Below are 19,417 nucleotides of genomic sequence, written 5' to 3' on the forward strand. Positions count from 1 at the left end.
CGTCCACGTCTTCAACGATGCCGCCGCTGGCCCGCACCACGTAGACCGGCAGGGAGCTGCCTACTCCTTGAGCGACGGCCGCGGTCCGGCGCTCCTGCAGCGCACGCGACCGGGGACCGGGGATCTCGGTGACGAGCCGACGTTCCTGGGGGAGATCCGCGTGCTCGCTAGCCATGGTTCCCTGCCCTCCTCCGTGGGTGTGGTTGGCGATCCGTGGTTACCGGATCGACAGTAAGCGAATAACCTCCGAATTTCCTCGCCGGTATGGATAGGCTTTCGGAAGGTTCTTAGACTTTTTGTCGGAAACGTCGTGGTGTGGGCCTGGCCTGGAGCAAGCGAGGAGTGAGCGTGCCGCCTTCTCTCGGAGCAATCCTGCGCACTCCCCGGCTGCAGTTACGGCTGCTCCACGGCACCGACAAACTCGACACCCCGGTGCGCTGGGTGGCGGTCAGCGAACTCACCGACCCCACCCCCTACTTGGAGGGCGGAGAGCTCCTGCTGACCACGGGGATGCGGTGGACGCACGAGATGGTGGACGCCCGCGCCTACGTCCAACGCCTCGTGGACCGCGGGGTCGCGGGCCTGGGGTTCGGAATCGGGGTGGTCCACGAGCAGGTGCCGTCGACCCTGGTGGACGCGGTCGCCGAATACGGGCTGCCGCTGATCGCGGTGCCCCGCCCCACCCCGTTCATCGCCATCGGCAAAGAGGTCTCCCGCATGCTGGCGCGGGAAGAGTACGAAGGGCTGACGAAGGCGTTCGCCGCGCAGCGCCAGTTGACGCGGGCCGCTCTGCAGGGCGCAGAAGCGGTGGTGGACCGGCTCGGCGCGGAGCTGCCCGAAGGGTGGGTGCTGCTGTTGGCCCCGGACGGCTCCCCCCTGCACGCCCGGCCCGCGCAGGCCGCGTCCCATGCGGCCGGACTCGCCGGGGAGCTGCGCCGCCTGCAGGAGCTGCGCCAACCCGCCAGCGTCTCCCTGTCCGCGGATTCCCGGCACATCACTGTCCAACCGCTGGGCGTGGCGGGACGGGTCCGCGGGTTCCTGGCCGTGGGGGCGCCCCGCGCACTCGGCACTGAGGAGCGCACCCTGCTCAACGCGGCCAGCTCCCTGCTGTCGCTGGAATTGGAGCGCGGCGATTCCGCGGTCACCGACCGGCTGCGCGGCGGCCTGCTGCACGCGCTGGTGCGCGGGGCGGTGACCGTGACCGGGCCGGAGGCGGAGGCGTTGCGGGCGGCTCTGCCCGCCGAACCGGTGGTGGTCGTCGCCGCAGACCCGAGCCCGGCCGCCGTGTCGTGGGGGCGCGGCGCCGAGGAAGGCCTGGCCGCTGTGGTGGACGGCCGGTTCACGTTCCTGGGCAGTGCCCGCTCGGATCCGGCGGGCAGCCTGGCCGCGTTCACCGGGGGCCCGGTGGGCGTGAGCGAGGAGGTCGGCTACGACGCGCTTCCCGAAGCGCTGGCCCAGGCGGAGCGGGCCTTGGAGGTCGCGCAGCGCGACGCTGCCGCCCTGGTCCGCCACACCGACCTGCCAGGCGGTTTCCTGGGACTGTTGGACACCCCGGCCGGGACAGGCATGGCCCAGCGGCTGCTCGCCCCGCTGCGCGAGCACCGGGCTAGCGCGGACTTGCTGGCGTCACTGCGCGCCTATCTCGCCGCATCGGGCCGGTGGGATGCCGCAGCCGAGTCGCTGGGGGTCCACCGGCACACGCTGCGCTACCGGATCGCGCGGATCCGCGAACTGCTTCCTGGGGATTTGGACGACCCCGACTACCGGGCAGAGCTGTGGCTGGCGCTGCGGATGACGGAACGGGACTAGGCCGGTTCGGTGCGCCCCGCCGGTTGGTGGATCTTTTGCCGCATCCTGTGCCGAAACTAGCGGGTTCTTCAGGAACAGGCGGGTGGCCTCGTGTTGGGGTGGTGTTTCGACCCCGATGGCGGAATGTCGGATTCGGGGCGCGGGTGCGAGGCCACCCCAGGGCTGTGGGTGGGGACGCGAGGAGCCGAAGCCAGGGGAACGATGGTCAGGCGTGCGCTACGGGCAGTGACGGCAGGGGTGGGCCTACTGGCGGTGCTGCTGGCGGGCGCCCCGGCGGGGGCGGCAGCGGTCCCGGCGGTGCCGTTGTCCGGTGGTGGCGACTGTTCCTGCCTTGAGGAGGTCCGCAGTGCCTGGGAGCAGTCGGATGTGTACGTCCACCACCGGATCACCGCCATGTTTCCCGAGGTCACTGCGGAAGCTGTGGCGGAGGCGTTGGGGGAGGAGACCGCGGCGCGGGTGGCGGTGGTCCTCCAGCCGCAGACCCCTCCGCCCGAACTTGCCTCCCAGCTTCACGTGGCGCAGGGACGGCAGCCGGTGGCCCTCTACACCTGGCAGGGGGACGCGTTCCGCGCCGATGTGGTGACGGGTGCGGAAGTCCCGCGGACCAAGCGGACTTTGGCGGGGCCGAGCCGCCGGGTCGCCCCCGACGACCTGCTCGTCCACGTGGCAGCCGTGGCGGTGATCCTGCGGGGGGAGGTGCTGTCTACGGCCGCGCAGCAGCTCGCGGAGACGTCGCTGTACGTGTCCCCGGGACTGTCCACGGATCTCACCGACCAGCGGGTTCGCGACCTGGCGCAGCGGTTCGCTGGACTGCCGGAGCCGGTGCGGGTGGCGCTCCTGCCCCGGGACGCGGTCGAGTACGAGGGTGGGGTGGTGCGTCGCGGGGCGGGCAATATCGCGGAGCTGGTGCAGGGGCAGCGGGATGTGCCTGCCGTGGTCTACCTGGTGGACGAGAACGGGCGGGTGACCGCGGGGTCGGCGAGCAGCACGGCGGTGGGGCTGCGGTCCCAACTGGACCAGGGCAGCCTGTCCCAGATCGTGACGGGGGCCCGGGACAGCGACAGTGCCACGGCCACGCTCACCGCGCTGGCGGCGCGGCTGGAGGACGCGTCGGAGGGGAACAGTGCCGTCGAACGCCTTATCGACGTCCTGCTGTATGCGCTGCCTTTTCTCATCGTGCTGGGGGTGGGGGCACTGCTCATGATCCCGGTCCGCCAGGAGAAGGAGATCCCGTGGCCGGCCCCGCCGGTGGAGGACGGTGCCGATGCGGCGCAGCCGCACCCGCGGGGCGAGTAAACCGGATGCCATGGGCAGGAACATCATCCGGAAAACCTGTCCCCAGAGCGGGGGAAGGTCCGGCACGCTGGTGGCGGGATTCCTGGAGTGCGGGGCACGGAAATTCGAGAACCGGTGCCCCCGCAAAAATCCCATCAGGGAAATAAGGGAGAAAGTTCGCGATTTGTTCTGAGGTGTCCCCTGCAACGGAGCACAAGAGATTCCCCCGTCGATACCGGTGTAAAGGACGCTAAGTCCACGTCTTTCCTGAAGGAATAAAAACGGCATACCGTGCATTCCTGTCATGAGGTAAATTCGTCAAAGCGGCATACCGGTAATACTGGAAAATCTGACGGGCAGTGGATGTGGAGCACAAACCGCAGCGCACACCTTCCTGAACACGGTCAGACCCGATCTGACCAGGAAAGACGATCCAGAAATAAGGAAATCACCCCTGTGTCGGGGAGTACCGTGAAAGCCCGCGGAGAGGCGAGAATCAAAAGCAGCACACCGCACACTGGCACACCCAGGAGCGGAGACACGGTACGGTGTCGGACACACCCAGAATCGGAACACGGTATGAGATGACTCTGGCCCAGGCGGCGCGAATGCTCCCTACCCGGGATTACCGTTGTGCACGCGTGGTGGTACACCCCGGTTCGGAGAATCCGTCCGGATATTTTTCGCATACGTACCACACATGGGACTATCGATCGCGAGAATGCGATAAGTCGCTTTGAGTGACTCATTCGTCACCTGACAGTCCGGTTTTGGTCGGTCAGTGGGAACAGAGGTGTCACGTGCGGTTATTCCACACATTTCCTCCACCGTTCACGCCGGGGACGGGGCACGGAACGGGACGGCGATGAGGCCTCGGACACGCAGGGCGCTCCTCATCGCAGCCACCGCCCACGGCGACAGGCCCGGGTACGAGGCCACGATCCGGCTGGGCGTGGAAGCGCTGGGCTCGGCACTCACCGACATCGCGTTCGACGAAGTCCGCGCCTTGGACGACCCGGGACGCACCCGCATGGTGGAGGAGCTGCGCTCCTTCTTCTCGGCAGCGGAACCCACCGACGTGCTCCTGCTCTCGCTGCACGGCGTCGTGGTGCGGGACAGCGACGGCCGCCTGTGCTTCCCCGCCGCCCGGGGACGCCGGTTCGTCTCGGGGGCCGTGCTCTTGGACACGGTGAGCGAAGTGATCCAGACCGCCCCGGTCCGGAGCACAGTCATCCTGCTCGACTGCGGCTACAGTGGCTGGTTCGACGACGGGCCGGACGGTTTCACCGCGACAGTCCCCCAACTCGACCTGCGGCGAGCATTCCCCCGCGAAGGCTGCACCGTGCTCGCCGCCCCAGGAGTCGGCTATCCCACGGCCACACCGCTCAGCCTGCACGTGGCCCGCGCCCTGCGCGGGGCCGCACCCGACCGGGACGGCGACGGCTGGATCGACACCGGAGACCTGAGTGAATACCTGAACCGGGCGACGAGCGGGGACGCCCGGCCCGTGCTCATCACCGACGCACCCCCCGTGCCACTGGCCCGCCAGCCCGGCGGCCCGCCCACCCCGAGGCAACAACCCCACGCCAACGGCCAGCACCCCGACCCGCGGTCGCTGCTGACCGACCTGGCCGTGGTCGAAGGCTTGGACGTGGCCCGGTTCGGCGACACCGCGCTCGCCAGCCTCGCCCACGTCCCCGAACCGGGGAGAAGAGGGGACCCCGCGATCCCGATCAGCGCCGCCCCGGTCAGCGAATCCCACCACCGCGCCGTGGAGTCGGCGATGACCCGCCGCCTCACCGTGGTGGCGGCCCCGCCCGGCAACGGCGCACACACCCTGGCGACCGCGGTCGCGCACACCGCTGTCGCCTCCGGGCAGAGCGTGCTCTTCGTCGCCTCCGACACCGCGTCCGCTGACGCGTTCACCGTCGAAGTCCGCACCGAACTGGAAACAGCGCACCTGGTCGCGGGCGGACCAGCAGCGGTGCGCGGCCGCGGCTCGGGGCACGGCACCCTCCAAGAGTGCCGCACCCGTGCCGAGGAGGAGACGGAGGCGCGCACCGCCCTCTACCGAGACTGGGCCGCGGTGTGCGTGGCCCGCGCAGCTATCGATGCGATCGCTCGCATCGAACGCGACCTAGCTCTCCTCGCAGAAGCGCGCGGGCAGATCATCGCGGCCGGCTGGGATCCCAAGGCCTTGTTCCGCACCACCAGTCCACGCGAGTGGCTGCGCTGGGCGGAACAGGCCTCCCAGCGCTTCCCTTTCCGCTCCCGGCAGCGGACCGCGTCGCGGCGGATGGCGGCCGGAACCGATCCGGCCGTGCTCGCCCGGATCAGCCAGATCGCCCGCGTGGAACAGGAGTGGCGTGCCGCTTTGGACGCGCGCCGCCGCGCCACCGCTCTTGACGAGCTGTACGCGGACCTGGTCGCGGCCCTCGAAGCCCACCGCAGGTCCAGCGCCGCCTACCTCGCCGTGCACGCCCGGGCCCGCCACACCCGCAGCAGCAACGGCGCGGAACGGCCCGAGCCCACCACTCCGGTGTGGGCGGTCGCCGTGGGGCAGGACCACGAACTGCCGCCCCGCGCCGGCATGTTCGACCTGGTGATCGTGGACCGGGCGGAACGGTGCGGCATCCGCGAAGTGCTGCCGCTGCTGTACCGGGCCCGCCGCGCCCTCATCATCGGCGACCCGGCAGCAGCCGGGAGCACGCCCCTGCTCGGCAGGCGGGGCCCGGAAACCGTCTCCGCCTACCAGGCGCTGGCCCGCATCCGCACGGAAACCGGGGGCCGGGTGCTGTGGCTGGACGAGCACGACCGGGCCCAGCCTGCGATCGCTGCGCTCGCGGACCGGTGCTGCTACGGCGGCAAGTCCACGGTGCTTACCGACCCGTGGAGCCTGCCCGGGGACCCGGCCCGGCCCGTGCAGTGGCACGACGTGACCGGGGAGTATGAGACGGACGAGGACGGCTCGTATGTGAACCGCGCGGAGGCCCACCGGGTCGCAGCGGTCCTCACCGCGCTCGACCTCCGCCTCCCCGACGAAGCCACTCTCGGCGTGACCAGCCCGTTCGCGGGGCAGCGCGCGCTGCTGCGGCAGTTGACCGGCCGCCGCCGCTATTCGCGGGAGATCCGCGTGGACTCCCCGCAGGCGTTCGGCGCCCAGCCGTGCGACGCGCTCGTGGTCTCCCCCGTGCTGAGCCAGAACACCCCGCACCGCACGGTGGCGCGCACCCTCGCCACCGCCCAGTGGTGGCATCCCATCCTCACCGGCACGATCGCCCAGCTTGTCGTGGTCGGGGACCGCGCCCTGTGGGCAGCGGGCGGCGGAGTGCCCGCCGCAGTCGTGGAAGCCGCGGAGACCGGCACCGGGGAGGCCGCGGACAGCGAAGTGCCGCGCCCTCTGCTGCACGCGCTCAGCGACCTGGCCGCCCAAGTGGAGACGAATGTGGCTGTGGCCGGCTACCGCGTGGACTTGTGCGTGACCACCCCGCTCGGGCAGATGCTGATTCTCGTGGACCGCACCCGGGACGGCCGCGGCCTGCGCCGCCTGCTCGACCGGCAGCAGCGGCTGCGGGAGGTCACCGACCTGCCCGTGCTGCGCGTCCCCTTGTGGCGCTGCCTCCACAACCCCGTGGACTTGGCGAAGGAGATCCTGCTCGGCAAGGCCTGAACCTCCCCACCCCCGCACACCACGCGGATGCCGCACAACGGTCAAGTAGGGTGCAATCGCCAGCACAATCGCGTGAGGTGGCTGCGAGGAGTGGAGGAGGCGACACCACCGTGCCCGAAGGCCACACGCTGCACCGACTAGCGATCCACTTCACGAAGACGTTCGGGGGACAACGGGTACGCGCCGCCAGCCCGCAGGGGCGGTTCGCGGAAGGGGCGCAGCGGATCGACGGCCGGGTGCTGGGGGAGGCGGAAGCCCACGGCAAGCACCTGTTCTTAGGGTTTGACTCCGGCGAATGGGTGCGCGTGCACTTGGGCTTGTACGGGGCGTGGACGTTCGGGGACGCCACTGGGGAGCGCAGCCTGGGCGCGCCGCGCACCGAAGCGGGCACGGAACGGGCCTTGCAGCGGGACGCGGACGGGTTCGTGGTCCCGCCGCCCCCGACCGGGGCGGTGCGGCTGCGGCTGGTCAGCGCGGACGCGTGGGCGGACCTGCGCGGCCCGTCCGCGTGCGAGGTGATCGACCCGGCAGGCAAACAGGCGGTGCAGGCCAGGCTCGGCCCGGACCCGCTGCGCGCGGACGCCGACCCGGCCGCGGCGTGGCAGAAGATCCGCCGGTCCCGCACCGCGATCGCGGTGCTGCTCATGCGCCAGGACGTGATCGCCGGGGTAGGCAACATCTACCGGGCCGAGTCCCTGTTCCGCGCGGGCATCGACCCCTACCGACCGGGCCGCGACCTTACGGAACCCCAGTGGGAGGCGCTGTGGGCGGACCTGGTCCACCTGCTGCGCGACGGGGTGCGCGACGGCCGGATCATCACCACCCGCCCCGAGCACCGCACCCATCCCGGACCGGACATCCCCCGCGAAGAAGCCCACTATGTGGCCTACCGGACCGGGCAGCCGTGCCGGGTCTGCAGCACCCCGATCCGCTCCGCCGAGCTGGCGGGACGCTCCCTCTACTGGTGTCCGGGCTGCCAGACCGGGTGAGCAGACCGCTTAGTAGGGGGAGACTTCGCTGGTGATTTCCCAGGCGATCTCTTCGGCGAGCTCGTCGGTGAGTTCAGCGCCCGCGAGGCGTTCGGCGAGCTTCCGCGCGTGGTAGACGGTGCGCATGCCTTTGACGAGGGCTTCGCCCGCGCTCATCACCGCGTAGTCGTCCCACACGTCCGGGTCGATCGCCAGCACCGCGATGTCGTCGTTGTACGGGATCGCATCCATGTCGTGTGCCTCGTACAGTTCGCGGATGTGGTCGGCCTCCACCACGGGCACGTCCCGTTCCGCGAGGTAGACCTCGGATAACGCGTCGGCCTGCTCCGGTTCCAATGCGGCCGGGTTGTAGCCGAACTCTGCCGCGTACCGGGTCAGCCGTTGGGCGATCGCCACGGTTTGCCGTTTCACCGCTTCCGGGCTGGCCGGACCGTAGCTTGAGTTGCGGATGCGGGCTGCCAGGGTACGGACATCCACCGCTGTGCCCCTCCTTCGAAAGCCGTGCCACCAGGGGCGAAACAAGGCAGTCAGACGCTCATTATTCCTGGCTTCCGCCCGGGCGTTGCGCGTGCCGCCCGCTGCCGTACTGGGGCCCGCGGGGCCGGTCCCGGGCCGCCGCTCCCCGCAACGGGGGACGGCGGCCACGGCGCGGCCCACGGCTGTTCATGGCCTGCTGCGCGCGGCTTCCGAGCCGAGTTTCGCGGGCAGGTCGGTGATGGGCAGGGACAGGTCGGGTTCGGGGACGACCACGACCCCTTCGTCGTTTATGTCCGCGGGACCGGGGATGGTGGTGCCGGGCAGGGCCACTGCTGCGCTGCCCCACGACACGGCGCGCCGCAGCCGTTCTTCCGGGGCACCGTCGTCGAACAGGAAGCCCGCGAGCGTGCTGTCGCCCGCGCCCACGGTGCTGCGCGGCACGATCGGCGGTCCGCCCGCCCACCAGAAGCGGTCCGGTTCCACGAGCAGCGCCCCGTAGCTGCCCAGGGTGACGAGGGCCGCGTCGTTGCCCCAGGACAGCACTTCCCGGGTGGCGTCCACCACGTCGCCGAGGGTGGTGAGTTCCCGGTCGAGGAGTTCCGCGAGCTCGTGGTGGTTGGGTTTGAGCAGGTTGGCTGCCCCGGCCCGCGCAGTCACGGCGAGCGGCTCCCCGGAGGTGTCCACGGCGATCGGCACCCCGTAGCGGCGGGCCAGCACGGACAGCCGCACATAGAAGTCGGTGGGGGTGCCTTGCGGCAGGCTGCCGCCCGCCACGAGCCACTTGGGGTGGTGCCGCAACTGGGATTCGACGGCACGCAGCAGGGCCGCGACTTCGGCTTCGCTCAGCGATGCGCCGGGCACGTTGAGCTGGGTGGTGGTGCCGTCGGCTTCCGCGGTGGTGATGTTGCACCGGGTGACCGCGGCAACGGGAACAGTCACCGCGGCGATACCGTGCTCGCCGAGCAGGGCGGTGAGCTGGGCTCCTTCCGCACCGCCGACGGGAAGCACGGCAACCGTCTGGACACCGTGGTTGCGCAGGGCACGGGAGACGTTGACGCCTTTGCCTCCGGCGTGCGCCATCGCGTTGTGGATGCGAATGACCGCACCGCGCACGTAGGTGTCAATCTCCAGGGTGCGGTCGACACTGGGATTGGGAGTAACTGTGAGGATCATGCGCCCTCTCTTCAGGGTCGGCGGTGGTCGATCCCGGACGCCGCTCTCGCCCGGGAGTCGCGTGCTCCTCACACCTGGGAGCGCTCTCATCGTAGACAAAAAGGTCTAAACCAATCTGGGAGCGGGGATGAACGGTCGGTGCCGTCCCCCCTTTTCCTGCTGCAGGGGTGCGTCAACAGGGGCGCGGCAGGGTAGAGGCGCGCCCGGGGTTGCGTACCGTCACCGTACTGTTACCGGTGTGCGCGCGAAAGTGCGGGGGTGTTCTAGGCCCCTGCCGTACCGCAATCCCCAGAGGATCAGGAATGATCGTTTCCGGTGCATCCGCGGGTGCGCCGGGCCGGGAGTACCGCGCCCCCGGTCGAACAGCCACGTTGGAATACGACAACAGAGATTCAGGAGTCTGCCATGGCGCTCGTCTCTCACGCCCACACCGTGTGGGAGGGGACCCTGTTCGAGGGCAGCGGAACGGTCTTCTTCGACTCGTCCAACCTGCCCCAGCAGAAGGTCACCTGGAAGGCCCGTGCCGAGGAGCACGGCGGCCTCACCAGCCCCGAGGAGCTGATCGCGGCCGCCCACTCGTCCTGCTTCTCCATGGCGTTGAGCAACGCCCTGGCCAAGGCGGGCACCCCGGCGAAGTCGCTGCACACCGAAGCCCAGGTCACCTTCCAGCCGGGTGAGGGCATCAAGGGCATCCACATCGTGGTCCGCGGCGAGGTCCCGGGGATTTCCGCCGACGACTTCGTCAAGGCGGCCGAGGGCGCCAAGGAGAACTGCCCGGTGAGCAAGGCGCTGGCGGCCACTCCCATCACCTTGGACGCGGCCTTGAAGTAACCCGCTTCCCGTTGCGGGGCGGGTGGTCCTTGCCCGTCCCGCAACGCAGCCGCAGCGTTTCAGGCTAGGTGTCTCGGCCCGGTACTGCCCCCGCAGCCGGGCTGGCGCGGCACGGCATTCCGGCCGCGGGCACGAAAAAAGCGGCGCTGCCGCCGCACACACGGGATGGATACCGGCTCCGGCTGGCAGCGCCTGCCCGCGCTGCCGACCGGAGCCGTGTCGACGCCCTGCCCGGAATCGCGGGCAGCGGGGTCAGTTCAACAGCCGGGGCGGGATGACTTCTTTGCGGAGAGCGTGCAGCACGTCGTCCAAGTCCCCCAGGTGGCCGACGTGCTCAGTGCGGTTCCGCACCTCAGCGCGGATCGCTTCGAGCACGGTCGGGCTCTGCAGCGCCTCGGCGAGCGGCGCACCCAGCAGCGCCTTCCGCCATTTGAGCAGCGTGTCCAGCCGTCCGCTCACCACTCCGGCGCGGCTGATGTGGAACAGCGCGTCCACTTTGGCCTTGGGGTCGGCGTCGCCGAGCAGGTCCACCTCGAGGATCCGCATGGGGGAGTCCTCAGCGGTCTCCGCGTAGTAGACCTCCCAGTTGCGGCCGTTGGTGAGCACCAGCCATTGGACGCCTTCCTCCGCAGCGCTGAGCCGGGCGGGGCGCAGGCTGCGCGCGTTGAGGTCTTGGCCGCAGCGTTTCACTTCGACGAGGGCGAAGACGTCGTCCCCCACCTTCAGCCCGTAGTCGACGGACTCGTTCTTGGTGCGGTATTCGGTGGTGACCTCGTCGTACTTGTTGTAGCCCAGCCCGTCGCTGAAGAAGTCGGTGACCAGCAGCCGGGTGTCGCCTTCGTTGGCGTCCCGGTCGATGAGGTCCTGCAAGGGCCCGGTGAACCGCTCCAACGCTGCGTGGAGTTGGCCGCGGACGTCGGCTTCCCACTGCGGGAGAGGGGCTTCGGGGCTGGCGAATTCTCCGGTCCAGGTCAGTACCTGAGTCGCGTCCGGGTCCATTGACGTCTGAAATCCCATTCCGTGCGTTGTCGGGCAGAACGTTAACCGTCGGACCATTATCGGCCACCCCTGCCGCATTCCTCTGCGGGAACGGGGAACCGGGAACCTCACCGGTCACACCAGCCCCAAAGAGTGATGTACATCACAGTAAATGGGGGTGGTGGGGAACGCCATTACCGGAAACGCGCAGAAAAACACCGGGAAAGCAAGCTCGTGCCAGTGGTGCGGCCGACGAGCAGCGGAACGGTCACCGCGACGCGAATTCCAGCGGGTCGCTTTCCCCGATCGCACCCAGGTCGTCGGAGCCGACAGAGAACTCCCGGTCCGGGTACAAGGCGATGAGGCCGATCCAGTCCCGCACCGTCGCCCCCGGCGGCAGCTCCACCGGCGTGCTGCCGGGACGCCGGGACGCACTGATCACCTGGGCGAACACCCCCGTGGTGATAGTGGCGACCACGACGGGACGCCCATAGGCGCGCAACCGGGCGAACACGTCCGCGGCCAGGTGCTCCGGCGAGCACACCACGACCGTGGAGCGGCCGCGGGCATCCCGCACCTGGGGATGCCGCAGCAGGTATTCGATGAACCGGGGAGTCATGCGGGCGTGCTCCACCAGGAGCGCGGCGATGCGCTGCGTGTCCTCCCGCCCAGGCAGCACATCGAAGTCCACGTCGACGTTGACGTGTACCGGCGGCACCCCGTGCCGGAGCAGCCAGTTGATCTCGGTGGCCTCGTCCCGCGTGGGCCGGTCCTCCCCGTCGTCCAAGCCGATACCGCGCAGCCAGGCGTTGACGTCTGACCACAGCCACACCAGGGACCGGCCGACCGTGCCTTCCGGGGCGGGGAAGGGGACACCGTCGCGGCGCTGCCCGTGGATCCACTGGGTGACGTTCTGCCTGCTGCGGCCGGTGCGTTCCGCGATGTCGGACACGCCGACCAGGTCGGGGTCGAGCCGCAGGATCCGCATGCCGGGCACAAGGGCGCGCGCCCGCGCCACTACGGACCCGGCCGCAGTCACCGCGTCGGGCCCGCTGCCCGACACCGTCATGCGGTGCACGCCGTGCGAGCAGGACAGCACGGCGTCGAGTTCGTCAGTGAGAGCGTTGACGGCGGCGTGGTCGTCGAGAGTGATCCCGTCGACCACGAAAATGAATTCGTAGTCGGGCAACAGCGGTCCCTTTCCGAAGGGTGGGCGCAACGGGCGGGGGAAGGCAGGCGCCCAGCCATGGTCCAGTCTCGCATCGCTGTTGACAAACGTCAACGCGACGAGGTGGGGGAGCTGTCCGACCGGGACCGGAGCCGACGCGGATCGTCCTGCGGCAGCGGGCAGCGCCGCGCCTCCCGCAGGATGCGCCGGGCCGCCTGACCCGGATTGCGGGGCGTGCCCGGCACTTGGATAGCGGAACACCCGCACGGGCAGTGCAACCGCCCCCAGTGACCTTCCCCGCGGAGCGTCCACCCGTCCGCCACCAGGGCACGCAGCACGTTGCGGACCTCGCTCTTCTGGTGCGCGGAGGGGCTGAGCTCCTTACCGGTCACCTGTGGGACTCCCGACCTGTCGAAGGGGGTGCGGCCCAGCGGGCGCCGCACCGGTGCAGTTCCCCGTGAAACATCTCGGCCACGGACAGAGTACGGGGAAACCCAGTATTCCAGGAGAAACCCCCTAGAGCCGCACCTAGCGGCCGTACCCGGCAAACCGGCCCCGCATACCTCTAACGACCTGGGGTGACACCGCTGAATGGCTCCGAACCCCACCATTCCCGCCGACACATGGCAATGACCCGAAAATTCCGTTTTCGCTCTCATTAAGGGGGAGAAAGGCGTACGATCCTCGGGGCAGGCCATTCCCCGGAGGTTTTCTATGGTTTTCCACTACGGCCGTCTCACCAGGGACGGAGGAACGGATCCCCGCACACTGGTTTTCGCCTGCCTCGCCGTGCAGACCACCGGCTTGGACGTGACGTGGGGAGCACGACTGTGCGAGGTGGCCGTGGTGCGGATGCGCGGCGACGGCACCGTGCTCGACGAATACGCCACCCTCGTCAACCCGGGAACGCCGCTGGGAAACACGGAACTCCACGGCATCACCGACGCCTGGATGGCGGGCGTGCCCGGATTCGAGCAGATCGCCGGGGACCTGGTCCGCTACCTCAACGACGCGGTCGTCGTCGGCTACGACCTGCCCGCCATCGACAAATTCCTCGCCGCCGAGTTCGACCTGCTCGGCATCCCCGTCACCGGGCTCCCCGGCCTGTGCGCACTGCAGACGTGCCGCACCCACCTGGAACACGCCGACTACCGGTTCGACTCGCTGTGCCGGGCCTTGACCGGCCAGTGGCCGATCGCGGAACGCTACGCCCTCGAGGACGCCCGCCTGCTCGCCGCCATGGTGGCGAGACTCGTCGACACCGCCCCGGAACCGCTCGGCTGGGAAGGACCCGTGTCCGCGGTGCCGCCGATGCTGGCATGCGGGGGCGACATCGCGCCGCGCGCCGCAACTCCGCGCCGCGGCACCCTCGACCACGTGGACCTGCTCGTGGACCGCCTTCCCGCCATGCAGGACGCGCCGCCGTCCCGCGCCGACGGGCTCGCCAACTACCGCATGGCCGTGGAACGGTATGCCGCTCAAGGCACGGTCACCGCGGAAGACGCGGAACATTTAGCGATGCTGGCGGCCCGCGCCGGGCTCACCCAGCACACCGCCCGCGAAGTCCACCAGGAGCTCCGCCACCTGGTCCCCCAGCATGCCGGAGCGGCCGCGGGCATCCCCGCCAGCCCGGTCGCGGCATCACCCGGCAGCGGGCCGAGCGGGATCACGGTGCCGGAGACGCGCGACCTGTGGCGGCTGCGCGAACTCACCCCGGAGGAGTACCGCGCCCGCTACACCGACCTGCACGGGGACATCCCCGAGGACTTGGTCATCGAAGCGCCGGAAGCCGCCGTCCGCAAAAAAGAGGCGAAACCGCGGCGGGGGACGGCAACCGCCCTGTTCGTGGCCGTTCTCGTCGTGCTGGCCGTGGTCTGGCAGGTCATGGTGTGGTCGGTGTAACCGCACCCGCCCGGCGCGGGACGCACCGCACCCCTGCCCCGCCCCACTGTGCGCGGCAGGGCACCGAGGGCTTTGCCGCAGTCCCCGGCACGCATGCGGCCGCACAGCACGACACGACGGCCGTTGCCCCCAGGCTGTGGACGACCCCGAGGTGCCTGCCCACTTCTCTTCCCGGTTGTCCGCTTCGTCTGGGAAACCGTCTGTGCAGGTCGCTATCCTTCGCCAATAACTGGGTCCGTATCAGGGAAGGGCGTCGATGACCGACCGGTGGTGGGGGGAACGCTCCGAACATCCATGGGAGCAGGAAGCTCTCGAACACATCAAAGCGCTCATGCCGCAGCGCGACCCCTACCGGGCCTGGCAGTGCTTCTCGTTCACCGCCGCGTCCGGGCAGATCCGCGAATGCGACCTGTTCATCGTCACCCCAGCCGGGGCGTTCCTCGTCGAAATCAAAAGCCAGCCGGGACGGGCCATCAACCGCGGCAGCACGTGGACGTTCTACGGGGACCGGGTCCGCACCATCGACAACCCGCTCTACCTCACCGACAAGAAAGCCAAAGAGCTCAAAAGCCAACTGGAGTGGGCCGCTAAAAAGCTCGGCATCCGCGACTACCGGTCGCCGTACTTCACCCCCGCCGTCTTCCTCTCCGCCCCCGACCTGCGCTGCGACTTCGACGAAATCCAGCGGCAGCACGTCTACGGCCGCGAAGGACTGGACAAGCAGACCGGGCTGCCCGGGATTTGGAGCGGCCTGCTGAACCGGCGGACCCACCGCAGCCCCGACCCCGTGTTCTTCCGCTCCATCACCCGGCTCATGGAAACGATCGGGGCGAAAGCGATCCGCCGCGACCTGACGGCCGGCTCCTACACTCTCCAGCGCCGGGCGTTCGACAGCGGACCCACGTGGACCGACTACCTGGGCAAGCACACGGTTATCACCAACAAGCACTCCCGGGTGCGGATCTACCACTACCGTCCGGACGCCGACGAGCAGACGAAGAAATCAGTGCTGCGAGCCGCGGAACGCGAATACCGCTCCCTGGTCGGGGTCGCCCACGAAGGCATAGTCAAAGCCGAAGACTTCGTCGAAGTCGAGGGCTACCGTCCCGCGGTCGTGTTCGAACACCGCGAAAGCTGGCAGCGTCTCGACCACTTCATGCAGGAGAAAGGCGCCGACCTCGACGTCTACACCCGCGTGGAGATGGTCCGCCAGCTCGCCGAAGCAGTCAACCACGCCCACCGCAACCGGCTGTTCCACCGGGCGCTCGCGGCCCGCAGCGTCTGGGTGGAACTCGACGGCCACTATCCGCGGCTGCGGATCGCCGACTGGCAGACCGCGGCCCGGCAGGGGATCGGCAGCCTCGGACACACCCAGCACGTCGGGCAGACCACGGTGCACGCCCTCGTCGAACACATTGAGGCCGCCGCCCAGGCCTACCTCGCCCCCGAAGTCAACGCTCCCAACAGCGACCCGCGTGCCTTGGACATGTTCGGCCTGGGGGCGCTCACCTTCCTCATCCTGACAGGGCAGCCGCCGGGCAACGACCGCCGAGAGTTCAACGAACACATCCGGGAGCACGGCGAACTCTCCCCTGCCGCGGTGAGCGACGACATCCACCCGCTGATGGACACCCTGGTGCGGGAAGCGACCCGGCTCATCCCCACCGAACGCACCTCATCCCCCCGCGAGTTCCTGCGCCGTCTCGAAGAAATCGAGGAGCTGCTCACCCGGCCCGAGGTCGTCACCAGCCCGTTGGAGGCCACCAAAGGCCAGGAGATCATCGACGGCTGGAAGGTGGAGAGCGTCCTCGGCAAGGGCGCCACGTCCCGCGCCCTGCTCGTGTCCCGCAACGGCGAACAGCGGGTTTTCAAAGTGGCGGTGAACGACAGTGCCGCCGCCAAGCTCCGCCGGGAAGCGGAACAGCTCCGCAGGCTCCGCGACCGCCGTATTGTCGCGGTGATCGGCGACGACCCGGTCATGACGATCGGCGAGCACACCGTGCTGCAACTGGAACTGGCCGGGGAGGTCACGCTCGCCGACTACCTGCGCCAGGAAGGCAACCTCGGTATCGAGGAGCTGCGCCGATTCGGCATCGACCTGTTCGAGATCGCCGACTATTTGGAAGACCAGAAGGTTTTCCACCGCGACATCAAACCCGCCAACCTGGGCGTGCGGGAACGCACCAAGAAGAGCCGCGAACTGGTGCTGTTCGACTTCTCTCTCGCGGGCACCAGCACCCGGGAAACCCAGGCCGGCACCCCCGGATACCTGGACCCGTTCCTCGCAGAAGGCAACCGCAGCTACGACAGCGCCGCGGAACGCTACGCCATCGCCGTGACCTTGCACGAGATGGCGTCCGGCGACCTGCCGGTGTGGAACGAGGAGGGGGTCGAACCCCACCTGCTGCCGGACAGTGTCGAATACCCGCGGCTCAGCGAAGAGGACTTCCCCGACCAGGTGCGCGCCTCACTCACCGAGTTCTTCCGGCGTGCCCTGCACCGCAGACCCGAGCAGCGGTTCGCCACGCTCGCCGACATGCGCGAAGCGTGGGAGCAGGCGTTCCAGAACATCGAAGCCTCCCCGGTCACCACCCCGGACAGCCTGGAGCTGGCTGAGGTGGACGACGAGGCCACGCGGCGGCGCAACGCAGAGAACGCCACCGCGGACACGCCGCTGGTCGTGGCCGGGCTGAGCCCGGACGCGCTGGACGCCGCAACCCGCCTGCTGCGCTGTGAAACCGTCGGCGACCTGTTGAAGAAACCGGTTGCGGAGATCCGCCGCCTGCGCGGCGTGCCGCTGCGGGCCCGCAACGAACTGGCCCGCCAAGCCAACCGGTGGCGCAGGAAGCTGGCGCACGCCGAACCGCTGCCGAAGGTCAGCGCCAAACTGTCCGTGGACGGCGCCAGCGAGGAAGAGAAGGAGCTCGCTCTCGAGAACGCGAGCCTCGACAAGATCATTCGCCAGTTCCTGCCGAAGACCACGGAACGGAACCGCGACTGGGTGCGCACTGTCCGGGAGCTGCTTGGCCTCCCCGAGGACGCTCTCGCCGAACCGGTGTGGCGCACCCAGAAAGAGGTGGCCAAGCGGCTCGGCTTGCAGCAGGCCACCGTGTCCCGGCATTTGGCGGAGGCCCGCCAGTACTGGGTGAAGAACACTCCTTCCCAGCTGCGTGCCGCGGTCCGCGACGACATCGTGGAGATCCTGGAACGCCACGGCCGGGTCCGCGAGGTGCGGCAGATCGCGGACGAGCTGCTGAGTAAACGGGGGACGAGCGCAGAAATCCCGGAGACCCGGAAAGCGTATGCGCTGGCCGCGATCCGCGTGGTGACCGAATGCGAAGAGCGAAAGCAAAAAGAGTCGCCCGTGTTTGTGCTGCGCCGCCTCTACACGCACAGCGACACCCCGAAGGTGCTGGTCGCCCAGGTCATCGAGAACGACCCGACCGTTCCCGTCGAGGCCGACCTGCTCGACTATGCGGCGGCCTTGGGTCGGGAAGCCGACCGGATTGTCCGGTTCGACGATGACGCGCCGCTGCCTTCCCCCGCCGAGGTGCGGCAGCGGCTGCGCGGGGTGCCCACCAAACCGGGCATGGCCCCGCTGTCCGACGTGGACTTGGTGACGCTGGCCGCGGCAGCCTCGGAGAACGCGCAGGCCACCGCGCGCCTGGAGTTGTATCCGCGGTCGTTGAGCCTGAAACGGGTGCTGGACATCGTCCAGGTCGCCAGCTATCTCGGCGAGCCCGGCATCACCCCGCAGCAGATCGTCGACCGGGTGCGGGCCCGTTTCCCGCACATGGACCCGCCTGGCGTGCACGTGATCCGTCGGCAGCTGCGCGAAGACTTCCCCAACCTGGAGTCCCGGACGGCCTCGGACGGCACCGAGTACTGGTATCTGCCACGCACCGCGATCACCAGGTCCATCACCTATTCGGCGATCAGTGCGGGCGGCGGATACGAGCCGCCGAGCGAGCATGAGAGTGCCCGCCGCCGCCTCGACCAGGCGGTGGCCCGCGGCGGCTACCTTGCCGTGAAGACGTGGATGTCAGAGGCCGAACGGGTGGCAGAGCTGTTGGCTTCCCGGCCGGATGTGGCGGCGTTCGACGCGTCTGCGGAGTTCGTGCGGGTCGTCACCGAGATGATCAACCAGTACGGCGGCCCGCCATGGGATGTGGTGGTCGCCGCTGACGTGCCCGGCGGCCCGCCCGAGTTCGGGAACATGGTTGCCGAGGCGTGCATGATTCTCGGCGACCGGATCCGCGCCGCGGGACAGGACCGGCCTGTGTTCGTGTACGGGGCGACCCCGCTGGCCCGCTACCCGGCAGGCCGAGACTTGCTGCGCACGCTAGCCCAGCAGGCCCGGGAGAGCGGCACCGCCCCGTACGGCCTGTGGCTGCTGTGCCCGATGGGCAACCCGTACCGTCCGGCCCGGCTCGACGACGAACCGGCGGGCGCGATCACGGATGCGGAACAGTTGCGGCTGCCCCGCGGTTTCGGCGCAGAAGAACCGGTTTTGGTGGGGTGACAGCGGACGCACCCTGGCATGGGGGAGGCCACCGGATGCAGCCGGTGGCCTTTTCCCTGTCTCCGAAACGCGGGGGGAAGCACGGTACGCGGAGTTCCACGGTGTTGGAGCGGCTGTCCGCGCACCACCCTGTAAGCAGGATGCCCACCGGTGTGCCGGCTGGGCGTGGGGAGAGGCTGGTCTAGCGCGGTGTGCTGCGTGCCGAGGCCCACGGGGAGGGGAGCTGGGCGCGGCCCTTCAAGTGGTTGTCCAACGCTATGCACGCCTCCCGGAGCTCCGGCGGGTCCGCCAGGTGATCGCGCAGGCGCTCGACCATGCGGTCGTATATCAGGTCGATCTCCGGGGCGATCACGGTGTGGCTCCTTTCGAAAGCGATCAGGTAGGGGCGGATCAGCGCGGGCGGGTCAACGTTCAGCTCCGGTTCGCGATGCGTGGGAGCAGCGGGCTCGCGGCGCGGGTGAGCGGCTGGGTGTGGCGTGGCCTGGTTTGGGGGAGCGGATTTGGTGCTTCGGCGGGAAGCACAGCAGTTTTCATCGTTCTTCTGGCGCGGAGACCCCGGGCTTCAGCCCTGGGGAGGAAGCGCCATCCTCCCATCGCAGATCGTTCTTAACTGATCTTCTAGT

General features: G+C 69.4%; 13 protein-coding genes and 1 pseudogene. 7 read left to right on the plus strand and 7 right to left on the minus strand.

Annotation, left to right across the window (positions count from 1 at the left end; translation table 11 throughout):
* Nucleotides 1–175, minus strand: a pseudogene (locus tag TF1_RS16565) (4-aminobutyrate--2-oxoglutarate transaminase); the annotation flags it as partial.
* Nucleotides 176–348: 173 nt separating this feature from the next.
* On the opposite strand from TF1_RS16565, the gene TF1_RS14810 reads away from it, so the two are divergent.
* The 4 genes from TF1_RS14810 (at nucleotide 349) to TF1_RS14825 (ending at nucleotide 7,743) form a co-directional block, all read left to right on the plus strand.
* Entirely contained in the window at nucleotides 349–1,809 is a 1,461-nt protein-coding gene (locus TF1_RS14810; protein WP_011291138.1) for a PucR family transcriptional regulator, read from the plus strand.
* A 201-nt stretch (nucleotides 1,810–2,010) separates the two neighbouring features.
* On the plus strand, nucleotides 2,011–3,105 hold the full coding sequence (locus TF1_RS14815) for a hypothetical protein (protein ID WP_061783992.1): 1,095 nt from the start codon (nucleotides 2,011–2,013) through the stop codon (nucleotides 3,103–3,105).
* An 844-nt stretch (nucleotides 3,106–3,949) separates the two neighbouring features.
* Nucleotides 3,950–6,754 (plus strand): DEAD/DEAH box helicase, encoded by a 2,805-nt coding sequence (locus TF1_RS14820; RefSeq protein ID WP_011291140.1) that lies wholly within the window; start codon nucleotides 3,950–3,952, stop codon nucleotides 6,752–6,754.
* Between the two features lie 110 nt (nucleotides 6,755–6,864).
* Entirely contained in the window at nucleotides 6,865–7,743 is an 879-nt protein-coding gene (locus TF1_RS14825; RefSeq protein ID WP_011291141.1) for an Fpg/Nei family DNA glycosylase, read from the plus strand.
* Between the two features lie 9 nt (nucleotides 7,744–7,752).
* On the opposite strand, the gene TF1_RS14830 is transcribed toward TF1_RS14825, so the two are convergent.
* The gene (locus TF1_RS14830; RefSeq protein ID WP_011291142.1) at nucleotides 7,753–8,220 is read right to left on the minus strand and encodes a hypothetical protein; all 468 of its coding nucleotides are present in this window, start codon (nucleotides 8,218–8,220) and stop codon (nucleotides 7,753–7,755) included.
* A gap of 186 nt (nucleotides 8,221–8,406) precedes the next feature.
* Complete coding sequence (gene pfkB, locus TF1_RS14835; protein WP_016188294.1) at nucleotides 8,407–9,393, minus strand: 1-phosphofructokinase; 987 nt, start codon at nucleotides 9,391–9,393, stop codon at nucleotides 8,407–8,409.
* Nucleotides 9,394–9,798: 405 nt separating this feature from the next.
* On the opposite strand from pfkB, the gene TF1_RS14840 reads away from it, so the two are divergent.
* Nucleotides 9,799–10,224 carry an OsmC family protein gene (locus TF1_RS14840; protein ID WP_011291144.1) on the plus strand — a complete coding sequence of 142 codons (426 nt, stop codon included), beginning with the start codon at nucleotides 9,799–9,801 and terminating at the stop codon, nucleotides 10,222–10,224.
* Between the two features lie 252 nt (nucleotides 10,225–10,476).
* On the opposite strand, the gene TF1_RS14845 is transcribed toward TF1_RS14840, so the two are convergent.
* From TF1_RS14845 to TF1_RS16025, 3 genes are all read right to left on the minus strand, one after another.
* Nucleotides 10,477–11,223: a hypothetical protein gene (locus tag TF1_RS14845; RefSeq protein ID WP_011291145.1), complete on the minus strand. Its 747-nt coding sequence runs from the start codon at nucleotides 11,221–11,223 to the stop codon at nucleotides 10,477–10,479.
* A gap of 247 nt (nucleotides 11,224–11,470) precedes the next feature.
* On the minus strand, nucleotides 11,471–12,391 hold the full coding sequence (locus TF1_RS14850) for a helix-turn-helix transcriptional regulator (RefSeq protein WP_011291146.1): 921 nt from the start codon (nucleotides 12,389–12,391) through the stop codon (nucleotides 11,471–11,473).
* Nucleotides 12,392–12,480: 89 nt separating this feature from the next.
* On the minus strand, nucleotides 12,481–12,762 hold the full coding sequence (locus tag TF1_RS16025; RefSeq protein WP_082797727.1) for a hypothetical protein: 282 nt from the start codon (nucleotides 12,760–12,762) through the stop codon (nucleotides 12,481–12,483).
* 322 nt (nucleotides 12,763–13,084) lie between these two features.
* Here TF1_RS16025 and TF1_RS14855 point away from each other — a divergent pair, with 322 nt between their 5' ends.
* Entirely contained in the window at nucleotides 13,085–14,272 is a 1,188-nt protein-coding gene (locus tag TF1_RS14855; RefSeq protein WP_061783993.1) for a 3'-5' exonuclease, read from the plus strand.
* 256 nt (nucleotides 14,273–14,528) lie between these two features.
* Nucleotides 14,529–18,794: a BREX system serine/threonine kinase PglW gene (pglW, locus tag TF1_RS14860; protein WP_061783994.1), complete on the plus strand. Its 4,266-nt coding sequence runs from the start codon at nucleotides 14,529–14,531 to the stop codon at nucleotides 18,792–18,794.
* Nucleotides 18,795–18,975: 181 nt separating this feature from the next.
* On the opposite strand, the gene TF1_RS16330 is transcribed toward pglW, so the two are convergent.
* On the minus strand, nucleotides 18,976–19,146 hold the full coding sequence (locus TF1_RS16330; protein WP_011291149.1) for a hypothetical protein: 171 nt from the start codon (nucleotides 19,144–19,146) through the stop codon (nucleotides 18,976–18,978).
* Nucleotides 19,147–19,417 lie beyond the last annotated feature (271 nt).

This window comes from Thermobifida fusca NBRC 14071 = JCM 3263 (genome assembly GCF_001592045.1).
GTDB lineage: Bacteria > Actinomycetota > Actinomycetes > Streptosporangiales > Streptosporangiaceae > Thermobifida > Thermobifida fusca.